The sequence below is a fragment of the Nonomuraea sp. NPDC004354 genome (assembly GCF_053602555.1).
This window is the reverse complement of record NZ_JBSGDV010000004.1, coordinates 292201-312870: the sequence shown is the minus strand read 5'-3', so window position 1 is coordinate 312870 and position 20670 is coordinate 292201. Positions and strand designations below refer to the sequence as shown.

At 70.0% G+C, this 20670-nt stretch carries 20 protein-coding genes; 10 read left to right on the top strand and 10 right to left on the bottom strand.

Annotated elements, in window-relative coordinates:
- Window positions 1-21: 21 nt before the first annotated feature.
- Window positions 22-1239: a sensor histidine kinase gene (locus ACWENQ_RS16265; protein ID WP_452414806.1), complete on the top strand. Its 1218-nt coding sequence runs from the start codon at window positions 22-24 to the stop codon at window positions 1237-1239.
- A gap of 44 nt (window positions 1240-1283) precedes the next feature.
- Window positions 1284-1874 carry a LuxR C-terminal-related transcriptional regulator gene (locus ACWENQ_RS16260; RefSeq protein ID WP_449919718.1) on the top strand — a complete coding sequence of 197 codons (591 nt, stop codon included), beginning with the start codon at window positions 1284-1286 and terminating at the stop codon, window positions 1872-1874.
- Between the two features lie 76 nt (window positions 1875-1950).
- Here ACWENQ_RS16260 and ACWENQ_RS16255 read toward each other — a convergent pair whose 3' ends face one another.
- The 3 genes from ACWENQ_RS16255 to ACWENQ_RS16245 all read right to left on the bottom strand — a co-directional run bounded on the left by ACWENQ_RS16255 (window position 1951) and on the right by ACWENQ_RS16245 (window position 3495).
- On the bottom strand, window positions 1951-2247 hold the full coding sequence (locus ACWENQ_RS16255) for a hypothetical protein (protein WP_452414805.1): 297 nt from the start codon (window positions 2245-2247) through the stop codon (window positions 1951-1953).
- A gap of 25 nt (window positions 2248-2272) precedes the next feature.
- Window positions 2273-2674, bottom strand: a complete 402-nt coding sequence (locus ACWENQ_RS16250; RefSeq protein ID WP_449919086.1) for a glycosyltransferase family 2 protein — start codon at window positions 2672-2674, stop codon at window positions 2273-2275.
- Window positions 2675-2925: 251 nt separating this feature from the next.
- A complete protein-coding gene (locus ACWENQ_RS16245; protein ID WP_449919088.1) occupies window positions 2926-3495 on the bottom strand; it encodes a hemerythrin domain-containing protein in 570 nt (189 codons plus the stop codon).
- Window positions 3496-3813: 318 nt separating this feature from the next.
- On the opposite strand from ACWENQ_RS16245, the gene ACWENQ_RS16240 reads away from it, so the two are divergent.
- The gene (locus tag ACWENQ_RS16240) at window positions 3814-4989 is read left to right on the top strand and encodes a sensor histidine kinase (RefSeq protein WP_452414804.1); all 1176 of its coding nucleotides are present in this window, start codon (window positions 3814-3816) and stop codon (window positions 4987-4989) included.
- Window positions 4986-5648, top strand: coding sequence for a response regulator (locus ACWENQ_RS16235; protein WP_452414803.1), 663 nt, complete (start codon window positions 4986-4988; stop codon window positions 5646-5648). Before ACWENQ_RS16240 ends, ACWENQ_RS16235 begins: the two co-directional genes overlap by 4 nt.
- A 459-nt stretch (window positions 5649-6107) precedes the next feature.
- Here the strand turns inward: ACWENQ_RS16235 and ACWENQ_RS16230 are convergent, their stop codons facing one another.
- A complete protein-coding gene (locus ACWENQ_RS16230) occupies window positions 6108-6422 on the bottom strand; it encodes a hypothetical protein (RefSeq protein ID WP_452414801.1) in 315 nt (104 codons plus the stop codon).
- Window positions 6423-6498: 76 nt separating this feature from the next.
- Here ACWENQ_RS16230 and ACWENQ_RS16225 point away from each other — a divergent pair, with 76 nt between their 5' ends.
- Together ACWENQ_RS16225 and ACWENQ_RS16220 are read left to right on the top strand one after the other, a co-directional pair.
- Window positions 6499-7521, top strand: a complete 1023-nt coding sequence (locus tag ACWENQ_RS16225) for a fatty acid desaturase family protein (RefSeq protein WP_452414800.1) — start codon at window positions 6499-6501, stop codon at window positions 7519-7521.
- Window positions 7518-9044: an MFS transporter gene (locus ACWENQ_RS16220; protein WP_452414798.1), complete on the top strand. Its 1527-nt coding sequence runs from the start codon at window positions 7518-7520 to the stop codon at window positions 9042-9044. The genes ACWENQ_RS16225 and ACWENQ_RS16220 overlap by 4 nt, the downstream gene beginning before the upstream one ends.
- Here the strand turns inward: ACWENQ_RS16220 and ACWENQ_RS16215 are convergent.
- The 4 genes from ACWENQ_RS16215 to ACWENQ_RS16200 form a co-directional block, all read right to left on the bottom strand.
- Window positions 9041-9577: a TetR/AcrR family transcriptional regulator gene (locus ACWENQ_RS16215; protein WP_354908272.1), complete on the bottom strand. Its 537-nt coding sequence runs from the start codon at window positions 9575-9577 to the stop codon at window positions 9041-9043. The genes ACWENQ_RS16220 and ACWENQ_RS16215 overlap by 4 nt on opposite strands.
- Window positions 9578-9675: 98 nt before the next feature.
- Window positions 9676-11073, bottom strand: a complete 1398-nt coding sequence (locus ACWENQ_RS16210) for a polysaccharide lyase 6 family protein (RefSeq protein WP_452414797.1) — start codon at window positions 11071-11073, stop codon at window positions 9676-9678.
- Between the two features lie 67 nt (window positions 11074-11140).
- Window positions 11141-11953, bottom strand: a complete 813-nt coding sequence (locus tag ACWENQ_RS16205) for an AraC family transcriptional regulator (protein WP_452415025.1) — start codon at window positions 11951-11953, stop codon at window positions 11141-11143.
- A gap of 5 nt (window positions 11954-11958) precedes the next feature.
- A complete protein-coding gene (locus ACWENQ_RS16200; protein ID WP_452414796.1) occupies window positions 11959-12939 on the bottom strand; it encodes a hydroxyacid dehydrogenase in 981 nt (326 codons plus the stop codon).
- 154 nt (window positions 12940-13093) lie between these two features.
- Here ACWENQ_RS16200 and ACWENQ_RS16195 point away from each other — a divergent pair, with 154 nt between their 5' ends.
- From ACWENQ_RS16195 to ACWENQ_RS16180, 4 genes are read left to right on the top strand one after another with little or no spacing between them, the layout of a single operon-like run.
- Window positions 13094-14410, top strand: coding sequence for a sugar ABC transporter substrate-binding protein (locus tag ACWENQ_RS16195; protein ID WP_452414794.1), 1317 nt, complete (start codon window positions 13094-13096; stop codon window positions 14408-14410).
- Window positions 14407-15336: a carbohydrate ABC transporter permease gene (locus tag ACWENQ_RS16190; RefSeq protein ID WP_452414793.1), complete on the top strand. Its 930-nt coding sequence runs from the start codon at window positions 14407-14409 to the stop codon at window positions 15334-15336. The genes ACWENQ_RS16195 and ACWENQ_RS16190 overlap by 4 nt, the downstream gene beginning before the upstream one ends.
- A complete protein-coding gene (locus ACWENQ_RS16185) occupies window positions 15333-16199 on the top strand; it encodes a carbohydrate ABC transporter permease (RefSeq protein WP_452414791.1) in 867 nt (288 codons plus the stop codon). Before ACWENQ_RS16190 ends, ACWENQ_RS16185 begins: the two co-directional genes overlap by 4 nt.
- Window positions 16200-16205: 6 nt before the next feature.
- On the top strand, window positions 16206-17420 hold the full coding sequence (locus ACWENQ_RS16180) for an alpha-L-fucosidase (protein WP_452414790.1): 1215 nt from the start codon (window positions 16206-16208) through the stop codon (window positions 17418-17420).
- A gap of 15 nt (window positions 17421-17435) precedes the next feature.
- Here the strand turns inward: ACWENQ_RS16180 and ACWENQ_RS16175 are convergent, their stop codons facing one another.
- Both ACWENQ_RS16175 and ACWENQ_RS16170 read right to left on the bottom strand, forming a co-directional pair.
- Window positions 17436-18188: an endonuclease/exonuclease/phosphatase family protein gene (locus ACWENQ_RS16175; protein ID WP_452414788.1), complete on the bottom strand. Its 753-nt coding sequence runs from the start codon at window positions 18186-18188 to the stop codon at window positions 17436-17438.
- A gap of 59 nt (window positions 18189-18247) precedes the next feature.
- Window positions 18248-20665 carry a discoidin domain-containing protein gene (locus tag ACWENQ_RS16170; protein WP_452414786.1) on the bottom strand — a complete coding sequence of 806 codons (2418 nt, stop codon included), beginning with the start codon at window positions 20663-20665 and terminating at the stop codon, window positions 18248-18250.
- Window positions 20666-20670 lie beyond the last annotated feature (5 nt).

The window sequence follows — 20670 nt, the reverse complement described above, 5'->3', positions numbered from 1 at the left end:
CGCGAAACGGGGAGACAAGGGATGAGGGCCAGGCTTGAGACACCGGTGCTCGCGCTGGCGATGATCGGCCTGTCAGCCGCCGGTGTCGGCGCCGCCGTCCTGGTCGTGGTCAGCGCGGCACTGATGGCGGTCGGCGTCGGCCGGTACGTGTTCCCGCCGGCGGTGTCGCTGCTGCGGACGGTCGCGGACGCGGCCCGGCGGGTGGCGGGCCGGGTCGGCGTGGACATCGAGCGTCCCTACGGCCCCCGAACGGATGCGGTCGCGCTGCTGAAGGATCGGGCGACGTGGCGGGACGTGCTCTGGGCGGTCCTCGACCCGATCATCGGCACGTGGGCGGCCGCGCTGGCGCTCGGCATGCCGCTCTACGGGTTGTACGGCGCGGCGGTGCAGCCGTTCGTGTGGCAGGCCAACGCCCGGGCCGGTGGGACCAACTCCTATGGCGTCATCCATGTGACCTCGACAGCCGCCGCGCTGGCGGCGATCCCGATCGGGCTCGCGTTGATCGCGCTCGGCCTGTACATCGGGCCGAAGGTGCTGCGGGTGCGCGCCCGGTGGACGCTCGCGCTGCTCGGGCCGTCGCGAACGACCGAGTTGGAGCAGCGGGTCGAGACGCTGGTGGAGACACGCGCGGAGGGTGCCGACGCGCAGGCCGCGGAACTGCGCCGGATCGAACGCGACCTGCACGACGGCGCGCAGGCACGACTGGTCGCGCTGGGCATGGGGCTCGGCAACGCCGAGCGGCTGTTCGACCAGGATCCGGAGGCGGCCCGCGCCCTGCTGGTCACGGCGCGGGAGACCTCGTCGAAGGCATTGGAGGAGTTGCGCGACCTGGTACGGGGCGTCCATCCGCCGGTCCTGGCCGACCGGGGCCTCGCCGACGCGATCCGAGCCCTGGCGCTGGATTGCCTGCTCGATGTCGAGGTGTCGTCCGACCTGCCAGGACGGCCGCCGCCGCCGGTCGAGTCGGCCGTCTACTTCGCGGTCAACGAACTGCTCGCCAACACGAGCAAGCACGCGGGTGCGGCGTTGGTTCGGGTCATGCTCCGCTACCGGCACGGTGTGCTCAGGTGCGATGTCGTCGATGACGGCGGCGGTGGCGTCGATCCGGCCAACGGCACCGGGCTGCGTGGCGTCCAAAGCCGGCTGGCCGTCTTCGACGGAACGATCGCCGTGGACAGCCCGCCCGGCGGGCCCACTCGCGTGCGTCTGGAGGTGCCGTGCGCGATCAGGTCCGAGTAGTGGTCGCCGAGGATCTGTTCCTCATCAGGGACGCGTTGGTCCGCATGCTCACCGAGCACGGCTTCACGGTCGTGGCCGCCGTCGACAACGGCCCGTCCCTGCGCAAGGCGCTGGCCGAGGAGCGGCCCGACGTGGCGGTCGTCGACGTACGGCTGCCGCCGTCGTTCACCGATGAGGGCCTGCAGGCCGCGATCCTGGCGCGTCGCGAGCGGCCCGGCTTCCCGGTGCTGGTGCTGTCGCAGTACGTGGAGCAGCTCTACGCCCGTGAACTGCTCGCGGACGGAGCCGGGGCGGTCGGCTATCTCCTGAAGGACAGGGTGTCCAACACCAGACAGTTCATCGACGCGGTCACATCGGTGACCAACGGCGGCACGGCGATGGACGCGCAGGTCGTCGCCAAGCTGCTGACCCGAGGGGACGCGCGCGGCCGTACGGCCGAACTGAGTCCCCGCGAACGCGAGGTGCTGAGCCTGATCGCCGCGGGGCGCTCCAACGCGGCGATAGCTCATCAGCTCACGATCTCCGCCAGCGCGGTCACCAAACACATCGCGAGCATCTTCGGCAAGCTCCAGTTGCCGGAGTCCGAGGACGACAACCGCCGCGTCCTGGCCGTCCTCGCCTATCTCAACCGCTGACCGACCGGAGGCCGCGGGGATCTCGCTGACCGATGGCAAGGGTCGCTGCGCACAGCGACCCTTGCCATCGTGGGGTTCACTCCGTCGGCACGAGGTCCTTCCAGGGCTCGTGGTCGGCGTCGGCCCCGGTGCCGGGCCTGTCGCCCCTGGTCCACCACTTGGCCCGCCAGTAGCGGCCGTTGTACCTGACCGTGAGCGCCTCGGCCGTGCCGTCCGCGGCGGGGTCGTAGAGCTTGGCGGCATCCCAGTCAGGCGCGTGGCAGCCGCCGTCGTCCACCGGGCCGGGAGCGGCGGCGCCGCGGGCGTTGCCGGTGGCCACCCCGTACGAGCTGCCGCTTCTGGTGGTGACGGTGACGTTCGCCGGGCCCGTCACCGGCAGGAAGTACTTGATCGGAATGTCATGGCTCGCGCCGGGCGTGTCCGCCGGGCGCCACCAGGATGCGCGCGGTCACGGCTGCCAGACGAGGGAAAGCGTCCAGTACGTCGGCCGCTCTGGTCAGGGAGCCGGGGGTCCACCAGGTGTCGTCGTCGCAGAAGGCGACGTAAGGGGTGTCGAGGTGCTTGACGCCGACGTTGCGGCCGACCGCGCCGAGATTCTCGCGCAAGGCGATCACTTCCGCGGCGGGATGGACCTGCCGTACGGCCTCGGCCGTACCGTCGCCAGAGCCGTTGTCGACCAGCACCACACGCGGACGTTCGGGCAGGGCCAGGAGCCGGCCCACGGAGGCGAGCGCCTCCTGCTTCCGGTTCCACGTGATGACGACGGCGCCGACGCGCGGGTCACCGATGGGCCGGTTCATGGTCTGCTCCGGCACGCCTCCCGCCCCCTCAGCTGCAGGCCTTTCACCATGCTTGGTTCCCACGGAACGGGACGAAAACCTGGTGACACCGCGGCGGGGCCATCACACGCGCGGTACGGCGAGCCGTTCCGGACGATGTGGCGCGCCACCAGGCGGGGTTCCCCGGGGGCCCTCGGGTAGGGGCGCCATTGGTCTGGGGATCGGGGTGCCGCCGTGGTCGGACTGGTAGCCCATCCCGGCTGCCTGGCCGATCAGTCTTTGCCGCGGCCGCTGAGCGTGTCGCGCATCCGGTCGATCAGGCCGGTGAGCGGTCCCATGATCTTGTTGCCGGGCGGTGTGTCAGGCGCGGACGGGTGCGGCCTGGTCGGGGCCATCTTCTTGATCGCCTCCACCTTGCGGCCCAGCTCGGCCAGTTGCTCGGTATCGGCCGCACTGCGCAGCCGCGGGAACAGCTCTCCCTCTTCCTCCGCCACGTGATCGCGGATCTCGGCCATGAGGCGCGCCAGCAGCTCGGCGTGCCCGGCCTCGTCGGCGTCGGTCCGCTCCAGCTGCTTCATCGTCTCCTCGGCCTGGGCGTGCTCGGCCAGCTCCCGGTCGGCCAGCTGGTCGCCGTCGGGCAGAAGATCGCGGACGGCCGGATACAGGTAGGCCTCCTCGGCGACCGAGTGGCGCACCAGCTCGATGATGACCTTCTCGGTGAGCGTCTGGCGCCGGTCGACGTCGGCCGTGCCGAGCTGCTCCAGTTCGGTGAACATCCGCTCGACCTCACGGTGGTCGTGGGTGAGGACGGCGATGACGTCGTTGTCGGTGGGTGTGCTCATGGCTGTCGTCCCCTTCGTGTCGGGATGTCAGACCGGCTGGAGTATGAGCGGCCGCTGCCCTGACCGCACGACCGCAAACGGGTGTGTCCGGTCTGAGCGGTGTCCGGCCGTCAGATGCAGCCGCCGCCCCGCCCAGGGTCGGACGGAAAAGGCGGGCGGCGGCGAGCCGGTCGTGTGGTCAGGCCGGCTGTGACGCCGAAGCCGGCGTGCCGGTCGTCACTGTGGCCCGCTCCCATGACGGCTGCCGCTGCTGGCTATCCTGTGGCACGTCGAGCCGGGCACGGCTCCCCACCACGAGTCCATCGGGAGGCGACGACCGTGACAGCCGCCGAGCGCCGGAGCACATGGCCGGCCGTGACGGTGGTGGCGCACGCGGTCCTGGCTCTCCTGACGGTGATCATCCTGGCGGGCGCCTGGCACTTCGGCGCGGACCTGTGGCAGGTCTTCGCCGCGGCGGGCGCTGCCGTCCTCCTCCATGCGGGAGCGGTGGTGGCCCGTCGACGGCCGTGGGTGGGGTACGCGATCGGCGCGCTGGCAATGCTCGTCCTGGTGATGACGCCCTTCCCGGGCTGGTCACTGACCATGCTGCCCTCGGCTGTGTGCTTCCCCCTCACGTTGTGGCGGCTGACCAGCCTGCTCTCGGTCAGGTCCTCGGTGGTCGCGCTGGCCGTCGCCGCGCTCGGGATCGTCCTCACCCAACTGGTGGCGTGGACCCGGCTGCCCCCTGACACCCCTGGGTGGACCCGCCTGGTCGAGGGCGGGCTGCTGATGCTCGTGGTCGGCGGTGTGTGGCTTGCGGCCCTGCTGGTACGCCGCAGGCACGAGGCCGGCCGACGAGCCGAGAGCGAACGACTGGCCGCAGCGGTCGCGGACGAACGGGCCAGCATCCGCCGCGACCTGCACGACGTGATCGCCCACACGGTCACCGTCATGGTCGCGCGGATCGAGGCCGCGGCGGTGACGACGGCGGATCCGGCGACCCGCCGCGAACTCGGCGACATCGCCGAGGCCGGCCGGGACGCCCACCAAGGCCTGCGAGCGATGCTGGCCACCTTGCGCCCGGCCACCGTGGCGCCGCGCGCCGATTCCCGGCCCAGAGAGGTCCCGATCTCGCTCGACGCCCTCCCAGACCTCGTGGCCTCGGCGGCGAGCCCGCTCCATGTGGTGACGTTCGCGGAGGTGGGCGAGCGACGGCCGCTGAGCCTGAGTGCCGAGGTCGCGGCGGTCCGGACCGTGCAGGAAGGCATCACCAACGCGCTGCGCCACCTCGAACCACCGGTCGAGGTGACCGTTCGCCTGCGCTGGACCCCGGCCGAGGTGCTGGTGGAGGTGCGCGACGACGGCGGCAGGGCGCTTCGCGACGCCGGCAGCCAGGGGACCGGCTTGATAGGGATCGAGGAACGTGTGCGTACCGCAGGCGGCGCCCTGTCGATCGACGACGGGGACGACGGGTGGGTGCTGCGGGTGCGGCTCCCCACGAAGGAGGGGGCTTGACCGGGATCCAGGTCATGCTCGTCGACGACCAGGAGTTGCTGCGGGCCTCGCTCCGTACGGTGCTGTCGGCCGACGAACGCATCGAGGTCACCCACGACGTCGCGAACGGCAGCGACGCGATCGAGGTCGTCCGGCGGCACCGCCTCGACGTGGTGCTGATGGACATCCGCATGCCGCGCATGGACGGGGTCGCCGCCACGGCGGAGATCGTCAGGATCGCGCCGGCGACCCGGGTGCTCATGCTGACGACGTTCGATGATGACGAACTGGTGGTGGCCGCCATCCGGGCCGGCGCGAGCGGCTACCTGACCAAGGACGTCCGGCCCGCCGCCCTGGCCCAGGCCGTGTGCGACGTCGCCTCCGGGACGTCGGCGCTGGCCCCGGGGGCGGCCGCGACGGTCCTCGATCTCGTACGGCAGGTGCCGATGCGGAGGACGGCGGCCCTGGACGGCCTCACCCCACGCGAGGTCGAGATCTTCGGCCTGCTCGCCCGCGGCAGGTCCAACGGCGAGATCTGCGCGGAACTGGTGCTGAGCGAGAACACGGTGAAGTCGCACGTCCGGGCCGTCCTGCAGAAACTGGACCTGCGCGACCGCGTGCACGCGGTGATCCACGCGTACGAGAACGGGCTCGTGGGTCGCAACGATCTGCCTGACTGAGATCCCATCCTGCCGGGTGGTGCCGTCTCACACCTTGGGGTGATGTCGGCCGGTGACGCCCTGCCTGGGTTCGACGTCGTGCATTTCCTGCGTCTGCGCTTTCCTCGTGTCACCTCCCTGCTCGTCCTTGGCGGTGTGCTCGTCGCCCTGCTGCTCGGCTGACAGTTGACATGGGCGAGACCCTGATACGTTCCCGGGGTCACGGTGAGGTGATCTCGGCGCTGCGCCGTCGTCCAGCGCGGGTGACATGTGGATGGTCCGGTGGAACGTGCTATCGAACTCTCGGCTCGGGCAGCAGCCCTACCGCCCGCAGCCCCTCCTCATAGCCGCCCTCGGAGCATGCCCAGAATCGCTCGGCGGCATCCATGACGGCCAGGCGCCGGCATGTCGTCCATGCTTCGATCATGCGCAGCAGGGCGCGCCCGTCGGCCGCCCATATCTCTGGCGCGCCCAGTGCGATCACTGCCGCCACTTCCCGCGCCAGTAGTCGCGTCCTGGCCAGGCGGTCGGTGAGTCCAGCCCGTTCACGGCATCGACGATCAGCAGGGCTTGACGCAGGGTGAGCGGAGGCAGCGCCGTCATCCGGCGGCACGCGTCGGCCCGGTCGGTGGTCGCCTCAAGCATGGCCTCGACCAGCGGCGCGTCCTCCGGCCCGACGTGGTGGCCGATGGAGGCCAGGTCGGCGCCGGAGGTCTTGGCGATGTCACGCGCTGTGGCGTGCGCATAGCCGCGTTCCTGCAGGCAGCGTTCGGCGCCCTCGTCTCGCTCTTCCATGCCGTCACCATATCCAAACAACTGTCACAAACATATGTTTTGTACAGTTGTTTCAAACGTGTGTATGGTCGGCGGCATGGCACAAGCAACCGCAACGGCCGCGAGCGACTTCAGCCGCCTGTCCAGACGCATCAGGCGAGCCGGGCTCCTCGACCGCCGCCCCCGCCACTACCTGGTACGGCTCAGCGCGGTGGCAGGTCTCTACCTGGCAGGCGTGGCGGCGTTCTTCTGGCTCGGCGACTCCTGGCTCCAGGTGCCGCTGGCCGCCTGCTTCGCGATCGTCTTCGCCCAGGTCGCCCTCGTGCTGCACGACCTGGCGCACCGGCAGATCTTTCTCACCCGAGGGCCGAGCGAGACCCTCGGGCGCCTCGGCGGCAATCTCGGGATCGGCCTCAGCTACGGCTGGTGGATGAACAAGCACACCCGCCACCACGCCAACCCCAACCACGAGGAGCTCGATCCGGACGTCGTTCCCGACGTCCTGGTGTGGTCACAGGAGCAGGCACGCGCCAGCCGCGGGCCGGCCCGGCTCATCGGCGGCCGGCAGGCGCTGCTGTTCTACCCGCTGCTCCTGCTGGAAGGGCTCAACCTGCACCTGGGCGGCGTCCGCGCGCTGCGGCAGCCCTGGATGAAACACCGCGTCATGGAAGGCGCGCTGCTGCTCGCCCACTTCGCCCTCTACCTGGGCGCGCTCGCCTGGGTTCTGTCACCGGGCAAGGCTCTGGCCTTCTTCGCCGTGAACCAGGGGTTGTTCGGCCTCTACATGGGCTGCGTCTTCGCCCCCGGTCACAAGGGCATGCCGACGCTGACCGGGGAAGCCGGCCTGGACTTCCTGCGCAAACAGGTGCTCACCACCCGGAACGTGCGCGGCGGCCGCTTCATCGACATCGCCATGGGCGGGCTCAACTACCAGATCGAACACCACTTGTTCCCCAACATGCCCACCCCGAATTTGCGCCTGGCGCAACCCATCGTGCGGGCCTACTGCCGCCGGCTCGGCTTGCCGTACCACGAAGTCAGTTTTGTGGCCTCGCACGGAGAGGCCCTCCGCCACCTGCACCACGCCGGTGCCTCCCTCCGCGAGAAAGGCCGCCGATGAAAGCCGGACGCAAGCAGTGGATCGGGCTGGCCGTCCTGGTCCTGCCGGTCCTTCTGATCTCCGTCGACCTGCATGTGCTGTCGTACGCGCTGCCCTTCATCAGCGCCAGCCTGGCGCCGAGCGGTTCCCAGCTGCTGTGGATCATCGACATCTACCCGTTCATGCTGGCTGGACTGCTGCTGCCCATGGGCACGCTGGGTGACCGGGTCGGACGGCGACGGCTGCTGATGGGCGGGGCGGCAGCGTTCGGCGCCGCCTCCGCGGTCGCCGCCTTCTCTCCCAGCGCGGACCTGCTCATCATCACCCGAGCCTTGCTCGGGGTGGGCGGTGCCACGCTGATGCCCTCGACGCTCTCGCTGATCCGCAACATGTTCCACGACGACGGCCAGCGCCGGATCGCCATCTCCATCTGGACCGGAGCGTTCGCCGGCGGCGCCATGCTGGGCCCGCTGATGGGCGGCGCGCTGCTGGAACACTTCTGGTGGGGTTCGGTGTTCCTGGTCAACCTGCCGGTGATGGCGCTGCTGCTGATCCTGGCGCCACTGCTGCTCCCCGAATCGCGTGACCCGCACCCGAGCCGGTTCGACCTGCCCAGCGTGGTCCTGTCGCTGGGCGCGATCCTGCCCATGATCTACGGGATCCAGCACATCGCCCAGGAGGGCTTCGGCTGGCCGCCGGCGCTGGCCATAGTCACCGGCCTGGCGCTGGGAGTCGCCTTCGTCGGCCGCCAGCGCTCGATGACCGATCCGATGCTGGACGTGCGCCTGTTCGGCAGCCGCGCCTTCACCGCCGCCATCAGCGCCAACACCCTCGGCGTCTTCGCCATGGTCGGCTCCAGCCTCTTCACCACCCAGTACCTGCAGATGGTCATGGGCGCCAGGCCGCTCGTCGCCGGCCTGTACGCGCTGCCCTCGGCGGGCATGGCGATGCTCGCCGCGGGGCTGGCCCCCGTCCTGGTCCGCAAGATCCGTCCCGGGCTGGTGGTGTGCGCCGGGCTGCTCGTCGGCGCCGGCGGGTTCGCGCTGCTGTCCAGGCTGGACGTGACCGGGCAGACCGGCCTGCTGATCACGGGGATCATGCTGATGGCCGGCGGCGTCACCCTCGTCCTGACCATCTCCTCCGACCTGATCATCGCCACCGCCCCGCCGGAGCGGGCGGGCTCGGTCGCCGGGCTGTCGCAGGTGGCCACCGAGTTCGGCGGTGCGCTCGGCATCTCCCTGCTCGGCAGCATCGGCACCGCCGTCTACCGGGCGCACCTCAGCGACGCCGGCGCTCCCGCATCGGCGCTGGACACCCTCGGCGGCGCCCTGGAGTCGGCGCGGCACCTGCCGGAACCGGTTGGGACCGCTCTGGCCGGCGCGGCCCGCGGGGCCTTCGCTCAAGGCCAGCACTACGCCATGATCGCCGCAGCAACGGGTCTGTGCCTGATGGCGCTGCTCGCGCCCATCATGTTGCGTTCCGTACGGCGTGCAGGCCGGCCGCAACCTCGCCCGGACCACTCCGGACGGCACGTGACGGGTTAGCCGGCGGCTGCTTCGGCCACCGATCGGAGACCGGCGGCCAGGTCGTGAGCCGTCGGGGCGTTGTCCGGATCGATCTGCCAGCGCACCAGCAGACCGATGAGCAGCGTCAACAGCACCTGCGCACCCGCCTCGTCCTGGCGTGGCAGGCGCCGGCCCAGCTCGCGCCGGGCGAGCGCCTGCCCTTCAGTCAGGCGGGCTCGTACTTCGGGGAGGTGAGGTGCCTGCGCCAGCGTCTCGACGTTGGCTCGCCACACCATCGGATTGACTCGGAAGGATTCGATCAGTTCCGCCCAGAACGCTTCGAACCACTCCTTGGAGTCGTCCGGGAACGCCTTGAGGACCTCCGCGACCGCTTCCCCGGTCGCCTCGATCATCGCCTGGGTGAGAAGGGCGTCCTTGGAGCGGAAGTGATAGTTGATCGCAGCGAGGTTGCTGCCGGACACGGCGACGATGTCTCGGACCGTTGTACGGGCATATCCGCGCTCGGACAGGCACTGCTTGGCCGCGGCCAGCAAATCCTCAGGCACTCCCACGCGGGCGATCCTACCAATGCCGCAAACAAGCGTTTAAAACATTCGCTTGGCTGCCGATACGGCCTCCGGCGGGGTCACCCGGGCTGTGTCGAGTGGTCCTAGCCGGCCTGCCAGGACGGCCCGGTCTCCTCCGTCCGCGGCGGGGCGGGCGGGGTCCGGTCGCGGGAGGGGACGACCACGATGCCCTTGGTGCTGTTGGGCGGGTTGACGTCGAGCGTCCCGCCGTAGACGACGTTCCCACGGAAGGTGTTCGGCTGGAAGGAGAACTTCGCCAGCGGGCCCGCCGTGTCCTGTACCGAGGTGGTCACGGCCACGCCGCCCTTGGGCTTGTAGCTGAGGTTGCCGGTGAAGGTGTTGCCCTCGGGCAGCAGCACCATCTGGTAGCCGGGCCAGTGGTTCTTGTAGAACCAGCCGATGTGGATGTCGTTCTTGGCGTTGTCGGTGAACACGTTGCCGGTGAACGCGCTGTCGGTCACCTGCCCGTAGTGGAACAGGTAGCCGTGGGGCGTGAGCGGGTTCGGCTGCGGGACGAAGTCCGGCGTCAGGTAGTCGAGCTTGTGGTTCTCGTCGAACAGGTGCTCACCGCTGGTGACCTTGAGCCCGTAGCCGGAGACGCCCTGCACGTAGTTGCCGCGCACCACGTGGTGGTCGCCGCTGACGCGGATGCCCTCGCTGGCCGGGTAGCGGTCGCCGATGATGGCGTTGCTCTCCACCGTGTTGTAGTTGCCGTAGCGCAGCACCAGGCCGCCGCTGGACTGCCTGATGGTGTTGTTGCGGACCGTGTTGTGGTTCGACTTCAGCGAGATGATCTCGTCGTCGCCGTTGACGTGCTCGAAGAGGTTGTTGTCGATGGTGAAGTACGCGCCCTCCTCGGCGCCCTCCTCCGCCCACTGGCCGTAGCCCCAGATGCGCAGCGCCTCCATGCCGTTGCGGCCGAGGTTGGGGACGTCGGCGAAGCGGGTGTGGTCGACCCGGTTGTAGACGGCCGCCGGGCCCCGGTCGTTGCCGACCACCGGCTCCTGGTGGGCCTTGCCCTTGAGCAGGCTGTGGTCGAACTGGTTGTGCCCGCCCTTGAAGTAGACCCAGTAGTACGGCGTGGCCGGGTCGGCGGGGTTGAAGTCGACCACGGCGGTGTCGGTGACCCTGCCGCGGTCGCTGTTGAAGGAGATGACCGAGGCCGCGCCGACGGGCGCCTGGCCGGAAGTGAAGGTCAGGCCGCTCACGGTCAGGTCGGGGCTGTTGAGCGACAGCGCCGACCTGCCGGTGAGCAGCACCTTGCCGGGCGTCTGCGCCCTGAGCGTGAGGGGTCCTGGGGCGCGCAGGTCGATGACGGTGTCCTGCCAGGTGCCGTCGGCCATGACGATGGTGTCTGCCGTCCCGATCGCCGCGTTCAGCTCGGCCTGGTTCGAGACAAGCCGTTCCCCGCCCGCCGAGGCGAGGGCGGGCGCGGCGGGCAGCAGGAACGCCGCCGCGACAAGGGCTGCCAATCGGTTCATACCGGCAACGTAGGGAAAGCGTATTCCCTTGGGCATGGGCAAAACTCGGGCACTCCTAGGACGATCCTCAGGAGGCCCGGTGCAAGGCCCGGTACTGCGTGGGCGTCAGCGAGGTCACCTGGCGGAAGACCCGTGACAGGTAGGCGGCCTCCCAGCCCACCGTCCCGGCGATCTCCTCGATCCTCTGCTCGGTGTGGATCAGCGCCTGCTTGACCCGTTCGACCCGCAGCTGCCGGATGTACTGGTTGGGGGAGACCCCGAAGAGCTGGGCGAAGTAGGTGATGAAGTAGGTCGGGTTGTAGTGGAAGACCTCCGCCAGCCGCCCGACCGTCAGCACCTCGGCCAGGTGCGCGTCGATGTACTCCAGGATCCGCCCCGGCCCCTGGCTGAGCGGCCGCAACGAGCCCAGCGGCGCGTGGTCCACCAGGTAGGCCGTCAGCTCCATGAGCACCGCCCGCTGCCGCAGCGGCCCCGTCACCTGCGTCGCGCCCCTGCCCGCCGCCAGCAGCCTGGTGAACATCTCCCGTACGGCCCGCGGATCCTCCACCTCCACCACCCGGGGGAGCGCGACCAGCGAGGCCAGCTCGCGCCCGGCCACGGTGGCGGTGAAGTTCGCCCAGTACTTGCGCAACGGGCGCTCCTTCGAGCTGGAGAAGGCCAGCGCGGACCCGGCAGGCAGGAAGTAGAGCTGGCCGGGCCGCGGCAGGTACTCCACGCCGTCCAGGGTGATCGACCCCACCCCGTCGAGGATGAGGTAGATCCGGTTGTAGCCGTCGGTCCGCGCCTTCCGCCCCCAGCCGGCGGGGACGGGATCGGCGTGCCCGGCCATGAGCAGGTCGAGGTCGAGCCGCCGCAGGTGCTCCCTGAGTGCCGGGTCCATCGCCGTCACGCCCGCAGGCTCGCCAACGCCGGGTTCACCGCGTGCCGCAGCGGTTCGCCCGCGGCCAGGCGGGCGACCTCGGCCAGCACCAGCTCGCCCATCCTGCCCCGTTCGGCGCCCATCGCCCCGGCCAGGTGCGGGGTCAGGACCGCGTTGGGCAGGCCGTACAGCGGGGATCCCGGCTCCGGCGGCTCGGGCCAGGTGACGTCGAGGACCGCGGTGAGGTCGGGCCGCCCGCGCAGGACCTCGACCACGGACGGCTCGTCGAGGACGGCGCCGCGGGCGGTGTTGATCAGCGTCGCGCCCGCGCGCAGCCGCGCCACCAGCGGGCCGTCGACCAGACCCGTGGTCTCCGGCAGCAGTGGGGCGTGCACGCTGACGACCTCGCAGGTCTCGAACAGCTCGGCCAGCGGGAGGAGCGGGATGCCGAGCCCGGCGGGGGCGTACGGGTCGTGGGCGACCACCTCCAGGTCGAAGGCGCGCAGGTGGGAGGCGACCAGGCGGCCGATCTCGCCCAGGCCGAGCAGCCCCACCCGCGACCGGTAGGCCCCGGCCACGCGTACCTCGTCCGGGTAGCGGCCCAACTCCTTGATCTCGCGGGAGATCCGGTGGAACTGCTTGAGCGCCAGCAGGATCTGGGCCAGCGTGAACTCCGCCACCGGGATCGCGTTGGCCGAGGCGGCCGAGACGATCGGGATGCCCCGCGCCCAGAAGTCCGGCGTGGTCAGCGGGCGCACCGAGCCCGCCGCCACCAGCACCGCGCGCAGGCGCGGAGCGTGACCGAGCAGCCCGGCGTCGAGCACCGGCGCGCCCCAGCCGGACAGCAGGATCTCGACCTCCGACAGCACGCGGGGATCGGCGGCCAGCTGCTCGCGCGTCATCGCGGGAGCCTGCCATTCGACCAGGTCAGCCAGCCTTTCCAGGACGTGCGCGGGGTAGACGTCGGCCCGCCTGAGCTCCTCCATCACCAGCAGCGCTTTGATCATCTCTTCCTCGTTTCGTCGGATGTCTGGGGAGACATGGTGTCGTATGACGGAACAGCTTTATCGGTGACGGTTTAGTCATCGGAGCATTGACCGGGGAACGTCACCACCGCTACCTTCCGGGAATCGCTTGCCAAGTAGAGGGAGCCGTCCACGTATGCGAACCGTCTCCACAATGCTGGCGTGCCTGGTGGTGCTCACAGCATGTTCGTCAGGCGCAGCCGGAACCAACGTCGAGCAGGACGCCAAGGCTACGCTAGAGCTCTGGACCAGGACCTCGCCGGGCGGGCCCGGCGAGCAGGGCACGCTCAAGCTGGCCGCCGCGTTCGAGAAGGCGACCGGCTACAAGGTCAAGGTGACCGCGATCTTCGACGACTTCGAGACGAAGATGCAGCAGCGGGCCGCCCAGAAGGACCTGCCCGACATCGTCATGAACGACGTCGCCCAGCTGGGAACGATGCAGGGCCAGGGGTTGCTCAGGGAGATCGACCTCGCCAAGCTCGCCGGGGCCAAGGACCTGTCCGAGCGCGCGCTCGCCTCCGGCAAGGGCGTGGACGGCAAGCAGTACGGCGTGCCGTACTCCGCGCAGGCCACGGCGCTGCTGATCCGCAAGGACTGGCGGGAGAAACTGGGGCTCGAGCCGCCGCGGAGCTGGGCGGATCTGGCGGCCCTGGCCAAGGCGTTCACCGAGAAGGACCCCGACGGCAACGGCCGGAACGACACCTCCGGGCTGGCCGCGCCGCTGTCGACCAAACGCGGCTACGCCTCCTGGTACTTCTCCAACTTCCTGTGGGCGGGCGGCGGTGACTTCGTCGCCGACGCGGGCGGCGGCAGGTTCAAGCCCGCCATGTCCACCCCCGAGTCGATCGCGGCCACGCAGTGGTTCCGCGACCTGGCGTGCAAGGACAAGGTCATCCAGCCGGGCGCCGTCACCATGGACACCCCGCCGACGAACGAGACGTTCGAGTCGGGCAAGACCGGCATGTACGTCGTCGGCCCCTACCTGATGCCCCGCTACGACAAGTCGCTCGGCAAGGACAAGTACGAGGTCGTGCCCATGCCCCAGGGCGCCAAGAACGCCGACGTGCTCGCCGAGGGCGGCGCGATCTACCTGATGGCGGGCTCGCCCAACAACGCGGGCCAGGACGCCTTCGCCTCCTACGCCATCTCCGCCGAGGGCCAGAAGATCGGCATGGAGGGCGACACCGCCTACATCGTGCAACTGCCCGTCAACAAGACCGTCGACATCAGCCAGGTCCGCCCCGACCCCAGGTGGAAGACCTACGCCGACGTCTACCAGAGCTCGGGCCACTACCCGCCGTCGATCCCCAACTGGACCCCCGTACGGCAGGCCACCGCCGACACCGTCAACGCCCTGGTCGCCGACTGCGGCCTGGACCTGAAGGGTGAGCTGCAGAAGCTGGACACCAAGCTCGCCGGGATCCTGGCCGAGCAGGGCGTCGCCGCGTCATGACGGCGGTGAAGGTCGAACCGGCCGCTCCGGCCGCTCCGGCCACGCAGGAGCGCGTGAGCGGCCGGAGCGGGCGCTGGTGGGTTCCGTGGCTGTTCCTGGCCCCCGCGCTCGTCCTGTTCCTGTACTTCAAGTTCATCCCGATGGGCAACGCCCTGGTGATGTCCTTCCAGAACGTGCAGCCCTTCCTCGGCAACCAGTGGGTGGGCCAGGACAACTACGTCAAGGTCGTCACCTCCGACGGCTTCCAGCAGGCCGCCTGGCACACCGTGCTGCTCGCGGTGTTCCAGACGGCGGGCTCGATGCTGCTCGGGCTGGTGCTCGCGCTGCTGATGGAGGGGCGCAGTCGCAGGCTGAGCTTCATCAGGTCGGCGGCGTTCCTGCCGGTCGTGGTGCCGATGGCGGTCATCGCCGAGCTGTGGCGGATCATGTACCACCCGACCGGCGACGGCATGCTGAACTCGCTGCTCGGCCTGGTCGGGCTCGGGCCGTCCGGGTTCATCAACGACCCGCACACCTCGATGGCGTCGGTCATCGCCACCGGGATCTGGCGGGGCGCGCCGTACGACATGATGATCTTCCTGGCCGGGCTGGCGGGGGTGAACAGGGACCTGTACGAGGCCGCGATCGTCGACGGCGCGTCGCGGTGGCGGCGGCTGCTGCACGTGACGCTGCCGGGGCTGCGCTCGGTGTTCTCGATCCTCTTCATCCTGGCGGCGATCCGCGGCCTGCGCGTCTTCACCGAGGTCTACCTGCTGACCAACGGCGGGCCGAACGGTTCGACCGAGGTCGTCATGACCCTGATCACCAAGCTGGGCCTGGAGCAGAACCGGCTGGGCGTGGCCTCCGCGGGGGCGGTGCTGCTGTTCCTGGCCACGCTGCTGCTGACCGTCGTCGTGTCCGTCCTCAGGCGGAGGGAGAGGGAATGAGCGCGGCCAGCGAGACCGCACTCGGGCTCAAGGAGAGCAGGACGCCGCAGGCGCGGCTGCTCAAACTCGTCGTCTACGCGCTGGTCCTGGTGGTGTTCGCCGGGCCGCTGCTGGCGCTGCTCGTCAGCGCGTTCAACCACGTCTCCGATCCGACGCAGCTCAGCGTCGTGCCCTCGCGCCCGACGCTGGACAACTTCGCGGTCGCCGTCGACCACGGGGTGCTGAAGTACCTGCTGAACTCCTTCTTCGTGGTCGGTTTCGGGCTGCTGCTGCAGGTGGTCGTCTCGACGCTGGCCTCCTACGCGCTGGCCCGCAAGCGCTTCAGGTTCATGACGGTCGTGTTCGTGGCGATCCTGGCCACGCTCATGCTGCCGGAGGAGATCCTGGCGATCCCGCTGTCGCTGATCCTGTCGGACCTGCCGGTGCTGCACATCAACCTGATCGGCACGCTGGCCGGGATCATCGTGCCGGTGGGCGCGTGGGCGTTCTCCATCCTGGTCATGACGGAGTTCATGCGGGACGTGCCGCGCGAGTTGGAGGAGGCGGCGCGGATCGACGGGGCGGGGGAGCTGCGGATCTTCGCCCAGATCATCCTGCCGATGTGCCGTCCGGCGCTGGGCGTCATCGGGGTGTGCGGGTTCACCATGATCTGGGACCAGTACCTGCTGCCGATGCTGGTGGCCGCCGACTCTTCGACCTACACGCTGCCGCTGGCGCTGCGCACGCTGCGGATCGACCCGGTCGTCACGCCCGGTGTGGTGATGGCGGCCTCGTTGCTGGCGCTGCTGCCGTCGGTGATCGTGTTCCTGTTCTTCCAGCGCTCGTTCGTCCATGGATTGTCGTCGGGCGCCCTCAAGGGATGATTTTTCATGAACTGGTTGGTCAATGATCGTTTTGGAATGTTCGTGCATTGGGGGCCGTACTCGCTGGCGGCCCGGCACGAATGGGTGAAGGCGCGCGAGAAACTGACCGACGCGCAATACCAGCCCTACGTCGACCATTTCTCGCCGGACCTGTACGACCCCACCGCGTGGGCGCGGACCGCCAGGGCGGCGGGCATGCGTTACGCCGTGCTGACCACCAAGCACCACGACGGATTCTGTCTGTGGGACAGCGACCTGACGGACTACAAGGCCTCCCGTGACCTGGTCGAACCGTTCGTGGCGGCGTGCCGCGCCGAAGGGTTGAAGGTGGGTTTCTACCATTCGCTGATCGACTGGCACCACCCGCAGTTCCCCGTGGACGGAACCCATCCGCTGCGCGATGACCGTCCCCTTCCCGTACGTGATATCTCGGTGTATCGGCAATACCTGCATGGCCAGGTCAGGGAACTCCTGACCCGTTATGGAACGATCGACTATCTCTTCTTCGACTTCTCCTACGCCGGCCGGAGCGAATGGTGGGGCGGAAAGGGCCCCGAGGACTGGGGCTCGAAGGAACTGCTGGCGATGGTGCGCGAGCTGCAACCTGACATCCTCGTCAACGACCGCCTCGGGATTCCCGGCGACTTCGTCACCCCTGAGCAGTACCAGCCCTCCGCGCCCATGCCACGCCCCTGGGAGGCCTGCCAGACGCTGAACGGCAGCTGGGGCTACGACCGCGACAACCTCGACTACAAGAGCGCCGACCTGCTGGTGAAGATGCTGGTCGACGGGGTGTCCAAGGGCGGCAACCTGCTGCTCAACGTCGGTCCTGACGGGCGCGGGCGGATCGACCCGCGCGCCACCGCGTTGCTGGCCGGGATCGGCGGCTGGATGGAGCTGCACGAGCGCTCCATCCGCGGGTGCGGCCCGGCGGAGTATCCCGCCCCGGCCGACTGCCGCTACACCCGCCGCGGCGACCGGCTCTACCTCCACCTGTTCAGCTGGCCGCTGCGCCACGTGCACCTGCCGGGGCTGGCGGGCCAGGTGCGCTACGCGCAGTTGCTGAACGACGCCTCGGAGATCAGGTTCGTCAGCACCGACCCGGACCAGGAGGCCCAGAACACCCGGATGGGCGGCCAGGCGCCGGGCACGCTCACGCTGGAGCTGCCGGTGCGACGCCCCGACGTCCTGGTGCCCGTCGTCGAACTCTTCCTGGAATGATATGGAGGAAAATTCCTACGGATGAACCCCGACGCGATCTGGCAGCAGCACGTCCACGAAGACCGGTAGATGGTCGGAGGCGTCGCAGGGCACGACTGCCGCCGATCTCACCTCGACGTCCGGCGAGATGAACACGTAATCGATGCGGGAACCGGTGGCCGGAAAGGTGTGGCCCGGTCCTGCGCCCTGCCGGGGCCAGGCGTCCCTCAACGAACGGGTCAGCACGCGGATCTCAGGCGCGCCGGGCAGGGCGTTGAAGTCCCCGGTCAGGATCACCGGCCCCGGCCGTTCGGTGATCAGCGCTCGAACGGCTCGTGCCTGTTCCAGCCGTTCGGCCGCGTCGCCGTCCTGGAGGTGGGTGTTGCAGACCTGGACGGGCACGCCGTGGACGACGATCGTGGCCCGCAGCAGTCCACGCTGCTCGCTGCCGGGAAACCTGGGCAGGAAGGTGTTGCCGGAATCGCGGATGGGGAAGCGGGACAGGATCGCGGTGCCGTACTGGCGGCGCGGGCCTCCGGGAGCGGGCGGGTCGAGGTCCAGGTTGGCGCCGAAGACCACGTCCATGCCCAGTTCGGCGGCCAGCCAGGCCGCCTGGTCGACGAACTCGCTGCGGCGCGAGCAGTGCCGGTCCACCTCCTGGAGACCGGCGATGCCGGCCCGGCCGGCACGGATCACGTCGGCGACGCGCCGCAGGTCGAGCCGGTCGTCCGGACCTCGTCCGTGGTGGATGTTGAAGGTGGCCACGCGTAGCGGCGGCTGCCCGGGCAACGGCCGCCGTCCTTTCTGTCAAGGGTGCGGCCCGCGCCGATGCGCGGGCCGCACGTGGGTCAGGAGGCGACGATCTCGTAGAGGGCGATGTTGCCCCACTGGAGGTTCGCGTCGTGGACGGTCAGCCGGATCTTGCGCGCGATGACCGGGCTCGGCAGGGTGATGGTGCTGGCCTCCACCTTCGCGCTGAGTTCCTGCCAGTTCGTCAGATGGTGGGCCGCCTGCGGCACCCAAGCGGTTCCGTCCCAAGTGTCGAGCGAGACGTCGGTGACGCCCTGGCCCTTCGCCCAGGCGGTGTGCAGGGTGACGGCGGCGATCCGCCGGTCCTTGCCGTAGTCCACCACGAACTCGCCGGGGAAGGTCACGCCGGTGCTCACCGATGCCCAAGGGCTGCTCGGATCGCCGTCGACGAGCGCGTCCACGGTGTTCGTCGGCGAGGTCGGGAAGGTGGTGCTCGCCACCGCGGTCGGTCCCGGCCGGTACGGCTCGCTCGCCGCGGGCACGCCGAGGGCGATCTCGTTGATCTGGATCGGGCCACCCGCCGCCGCCCTGACGACCAGGCGGACCTGTGCGGCCTTGACCGTCTCGGGCAGGGTGATCACCTGCTGCTCGACGGTGTCGTCGTCGGTCGTCCAGGCCGGCTTCCCGCTCGCCCTGGTGACCCAGTCCTCGCCGTCGCGGGTCTGCACCTCGACCTCGGTGATCGCGTGGGAGGCGGCGTGCGCGGCCGACACCGTGACCGTGCGGAAGGCGCGTCCGGTGGCCCCGGTCAGGTCGATGGTGCCGGGCAGGCGCGGCTCGGGCACGCTTCGCCAGGCGGTCGCCGGGTCACGGTCGGCCAGGCGCCGCAGGTGGCCCTTGGGTTCGAAGGACGCGCTCACCTTCGCGGGGGCGATCTCCCGCTGGAAGGCGCCGAGGTCGGGGGCGCCGTCGGGGATCGGGGTGCCCGCGTAGTCGTGCTCGGCCGGCACGCTCACGCCCGCGTCGAAGGCGGGCGAGCCGTCGAGCGGCCGACAGCCCTCCGGGTTGTCCTGGCCGGGTGCGGCCAGCCGGGGGTCGGCGACGACCGCCGCGTGGTCGTTGCCGGTCGGCGGCTGCTCGGTGCCCCAGTAGAGGTTGTGGTCGTAGATGACGCCGTTCTTGTTGTCGAAGCCGGCACCGGCGAGGTTGACGAAGACGTTGTTGCGCACGACCACGCCCGCCGCGTTGTTGTACAGGCGCACGACCCGCTCGAAGCGGTACGTGCCCGCCCCGCTGTAGGGCGGCTTGACCTCGACGGCACGGTCGGTGATGTAGAGCGTGTTGTTGAGGAAGTGGGTGCCGGTGGTGGAGGTCGAGGCGGCCAGGCCCTCGTAGCCGTCGTTCCTGCTGACGTTGTACCGGACGACCGTGTCCCTGGTCGGGGCGGCGGCGAAGGAGACCGCCAGGAAGAAGCCGCCGTCGTTGTCGTGGCTGTAGTTGTACTGGACGAGGCTGCGGTTGTTGTCGGCGTCGGCGTCGAAACCGTGGCCGTCGCTGCCCGGGCCGTTGAACCCGGTGTGGGAGACCTCGTTGTGCTGGACCACGATGTCGTCGTTGCCCTGCCACCAGATGCCGACGTTGCCGCCGGTGGTCTTGGTCCTGCCGCGTACGGCGCGCTCCACCCGGTTGCGCTCGATCACGGCGCCCGCGGTGTGCATGGGGGTGATGCCGCCGCCGGTCACGTCGTGCACGTAGTTGTCCCGGATGCGGACGCCGGTGCTGGGCGTCCAGGTGACGACCTCGCTGTCGGGAATGCCGGTCTCCACGGGGTACAGGCTGGTCATGCCGCTGCGACGGGACCACGTGGACCACATGATGAGGCCGTAGGAGCCGATCTTGGAGATCTCGTTCCGCTCCAGGACCAGGTTGTGGAAGTAGGTCGGCGTCGTGTTGCCGCGGATGGAGACGAGCAGCCCGGCCGCGGCGACGCTGTGGCCGCCCTGGCCGTTGACGTCATGGATGTTCAGGTTCCGCAGCGTGACGTTCTCCAGCCGGCCCGCGTCCTTGGCGAACAGGTTGACGCCGCTGCGGTAGAGGGAGGTGTCGGCGCTGTGGTTGGTGGCCGCCAGGCCGTCGACGGTGAAGTCGTGCACGTTGCTGATCCGGATGGCGGCGTCCACCTGGCCCTGCCCGTCGATGACCGGCTTGGCGCCCTCGCCGTAGGAGCCGACGAGCGCCGGACGCCCCGGCAGGCCCGCACCCCGCAGGCTGAGCTGACCCACCCAGCGCTGCCCGGCGCGGAACAGCAGCCGGTCACCCGGGCCCAGCCGCACCTGGCCGGCCCTGTCCAGGCTCCGCCAGGCCGCGGCCGGGCTCCGTCCCGAGGCAGCGTCGTCGCCTGAGGCGGCGTCGACGTAGAAGGTCTTCCCGGGGCCGGCCGCCGCCTGGGCGGGTACGGCCGGCGACACCAACATGGCGAGCAGGGCGAGCCCCGCCCACCCGAATCGCGTACGCAAACTCT

Coding starts and splice junctions, on each gene's coding strand:
- ACWENQ_RS16225 (WP_452414800.1), top strand. CDS start 6,499: ATGGCACAAGCAACCGCAACGGCCGCGAGCGACTTCAGCCGCCTGTCC.
- ACWENQ_RS16265 (WP_452414806.1), top strand. CDS start 22: ATGAGGGCCAGGCTTGAGACACCGGTGCTCGCGCTGGCGATGATCGGC.
- ACWENQ_RS16185 (WP_452414791.1), top strand. CDS start 15,333: ATGAGCGCGGCCAGCGAGACCGCACTCGGGCTCAAGGAGAGCAGGACG.
- ACWENQ_RS16220 (WP_452414798.1), top strand. CDS start 7,518: ATGAAAGCCGGACGCAAGCAGTGGATCGGGCTGGCCGTCCTGGTCCTG.
- ACWENQ_RS16205 (WP_452415025.1), bottom strand. CDS start 11,953: ATGGACCCGGCACTCAGGGAGCACCTGCGGCGGCTCGACCTCGACCTG.
- ACWENQ_RS16195 (WP_452414794.1), top strand. CDS start 13,094: ATGCGAACCGTCTCCACAATGCTGGCGTGCCTGGTGGTGCTCACAGCA.
- ACWENQ_RS16250 (WP_449919086.1), bottom strand. CDS start 2,674: ATGAACCGGCCCATCGGTGACCCGCGCGTCGGCGCCGTCGTCATCACG.
- ACWENQ_RS16200 (WP_452414796.1), bottom strand. CDS start 12,939: ATGATCAAAGCGCTGCTGGTGATGGAGGAGCTCAGGCGGGCCGACGTC.
- ACWENQ_RS16180 (WP_452414790.1), top strand. CDS start 16,206: ATGAACTGGTTGGTCAATGATCGTTTTGGAATGTTCGTGCATTGGGGG.
- ACWENQ_RS16190 (WP_452414793.1), top strand. CDS start 14,407: ATGACGGCGGTGAAGGTCGAACCGGCCGCTCCGGCCGCTCCGGCCACG.
- ACWENQ_RS16245 (WP_449919088.1), bottom strand. CDS start 3,495: ATGAGCACACCCACCGACAACGACGTCATCGCCGTCCTCACCCACGAC.
- ACWENQ_RS16210 (WP_452414797.1), bottom strand. CDS start 11,073: ATGAACCGATTGGCAGCCCTTGTCGCGGCGGCGTTCCTGCTGCCCGCC.
- ACWENQ_RS16230 (WP_452414801.1), bottom strand. CDS start 6,422: ATGGAAGAGCGAGACGAGGGCGCCGAACGCTGCCTGCAGGAACGCGGC.
- ACWENQ_RS16260 (WP_449919718.1), top strand. CDS start 1,284: ATGCTCACCGAGCACGGCTTCACGGTCGTGGCCGCCGTCGACAACGGC.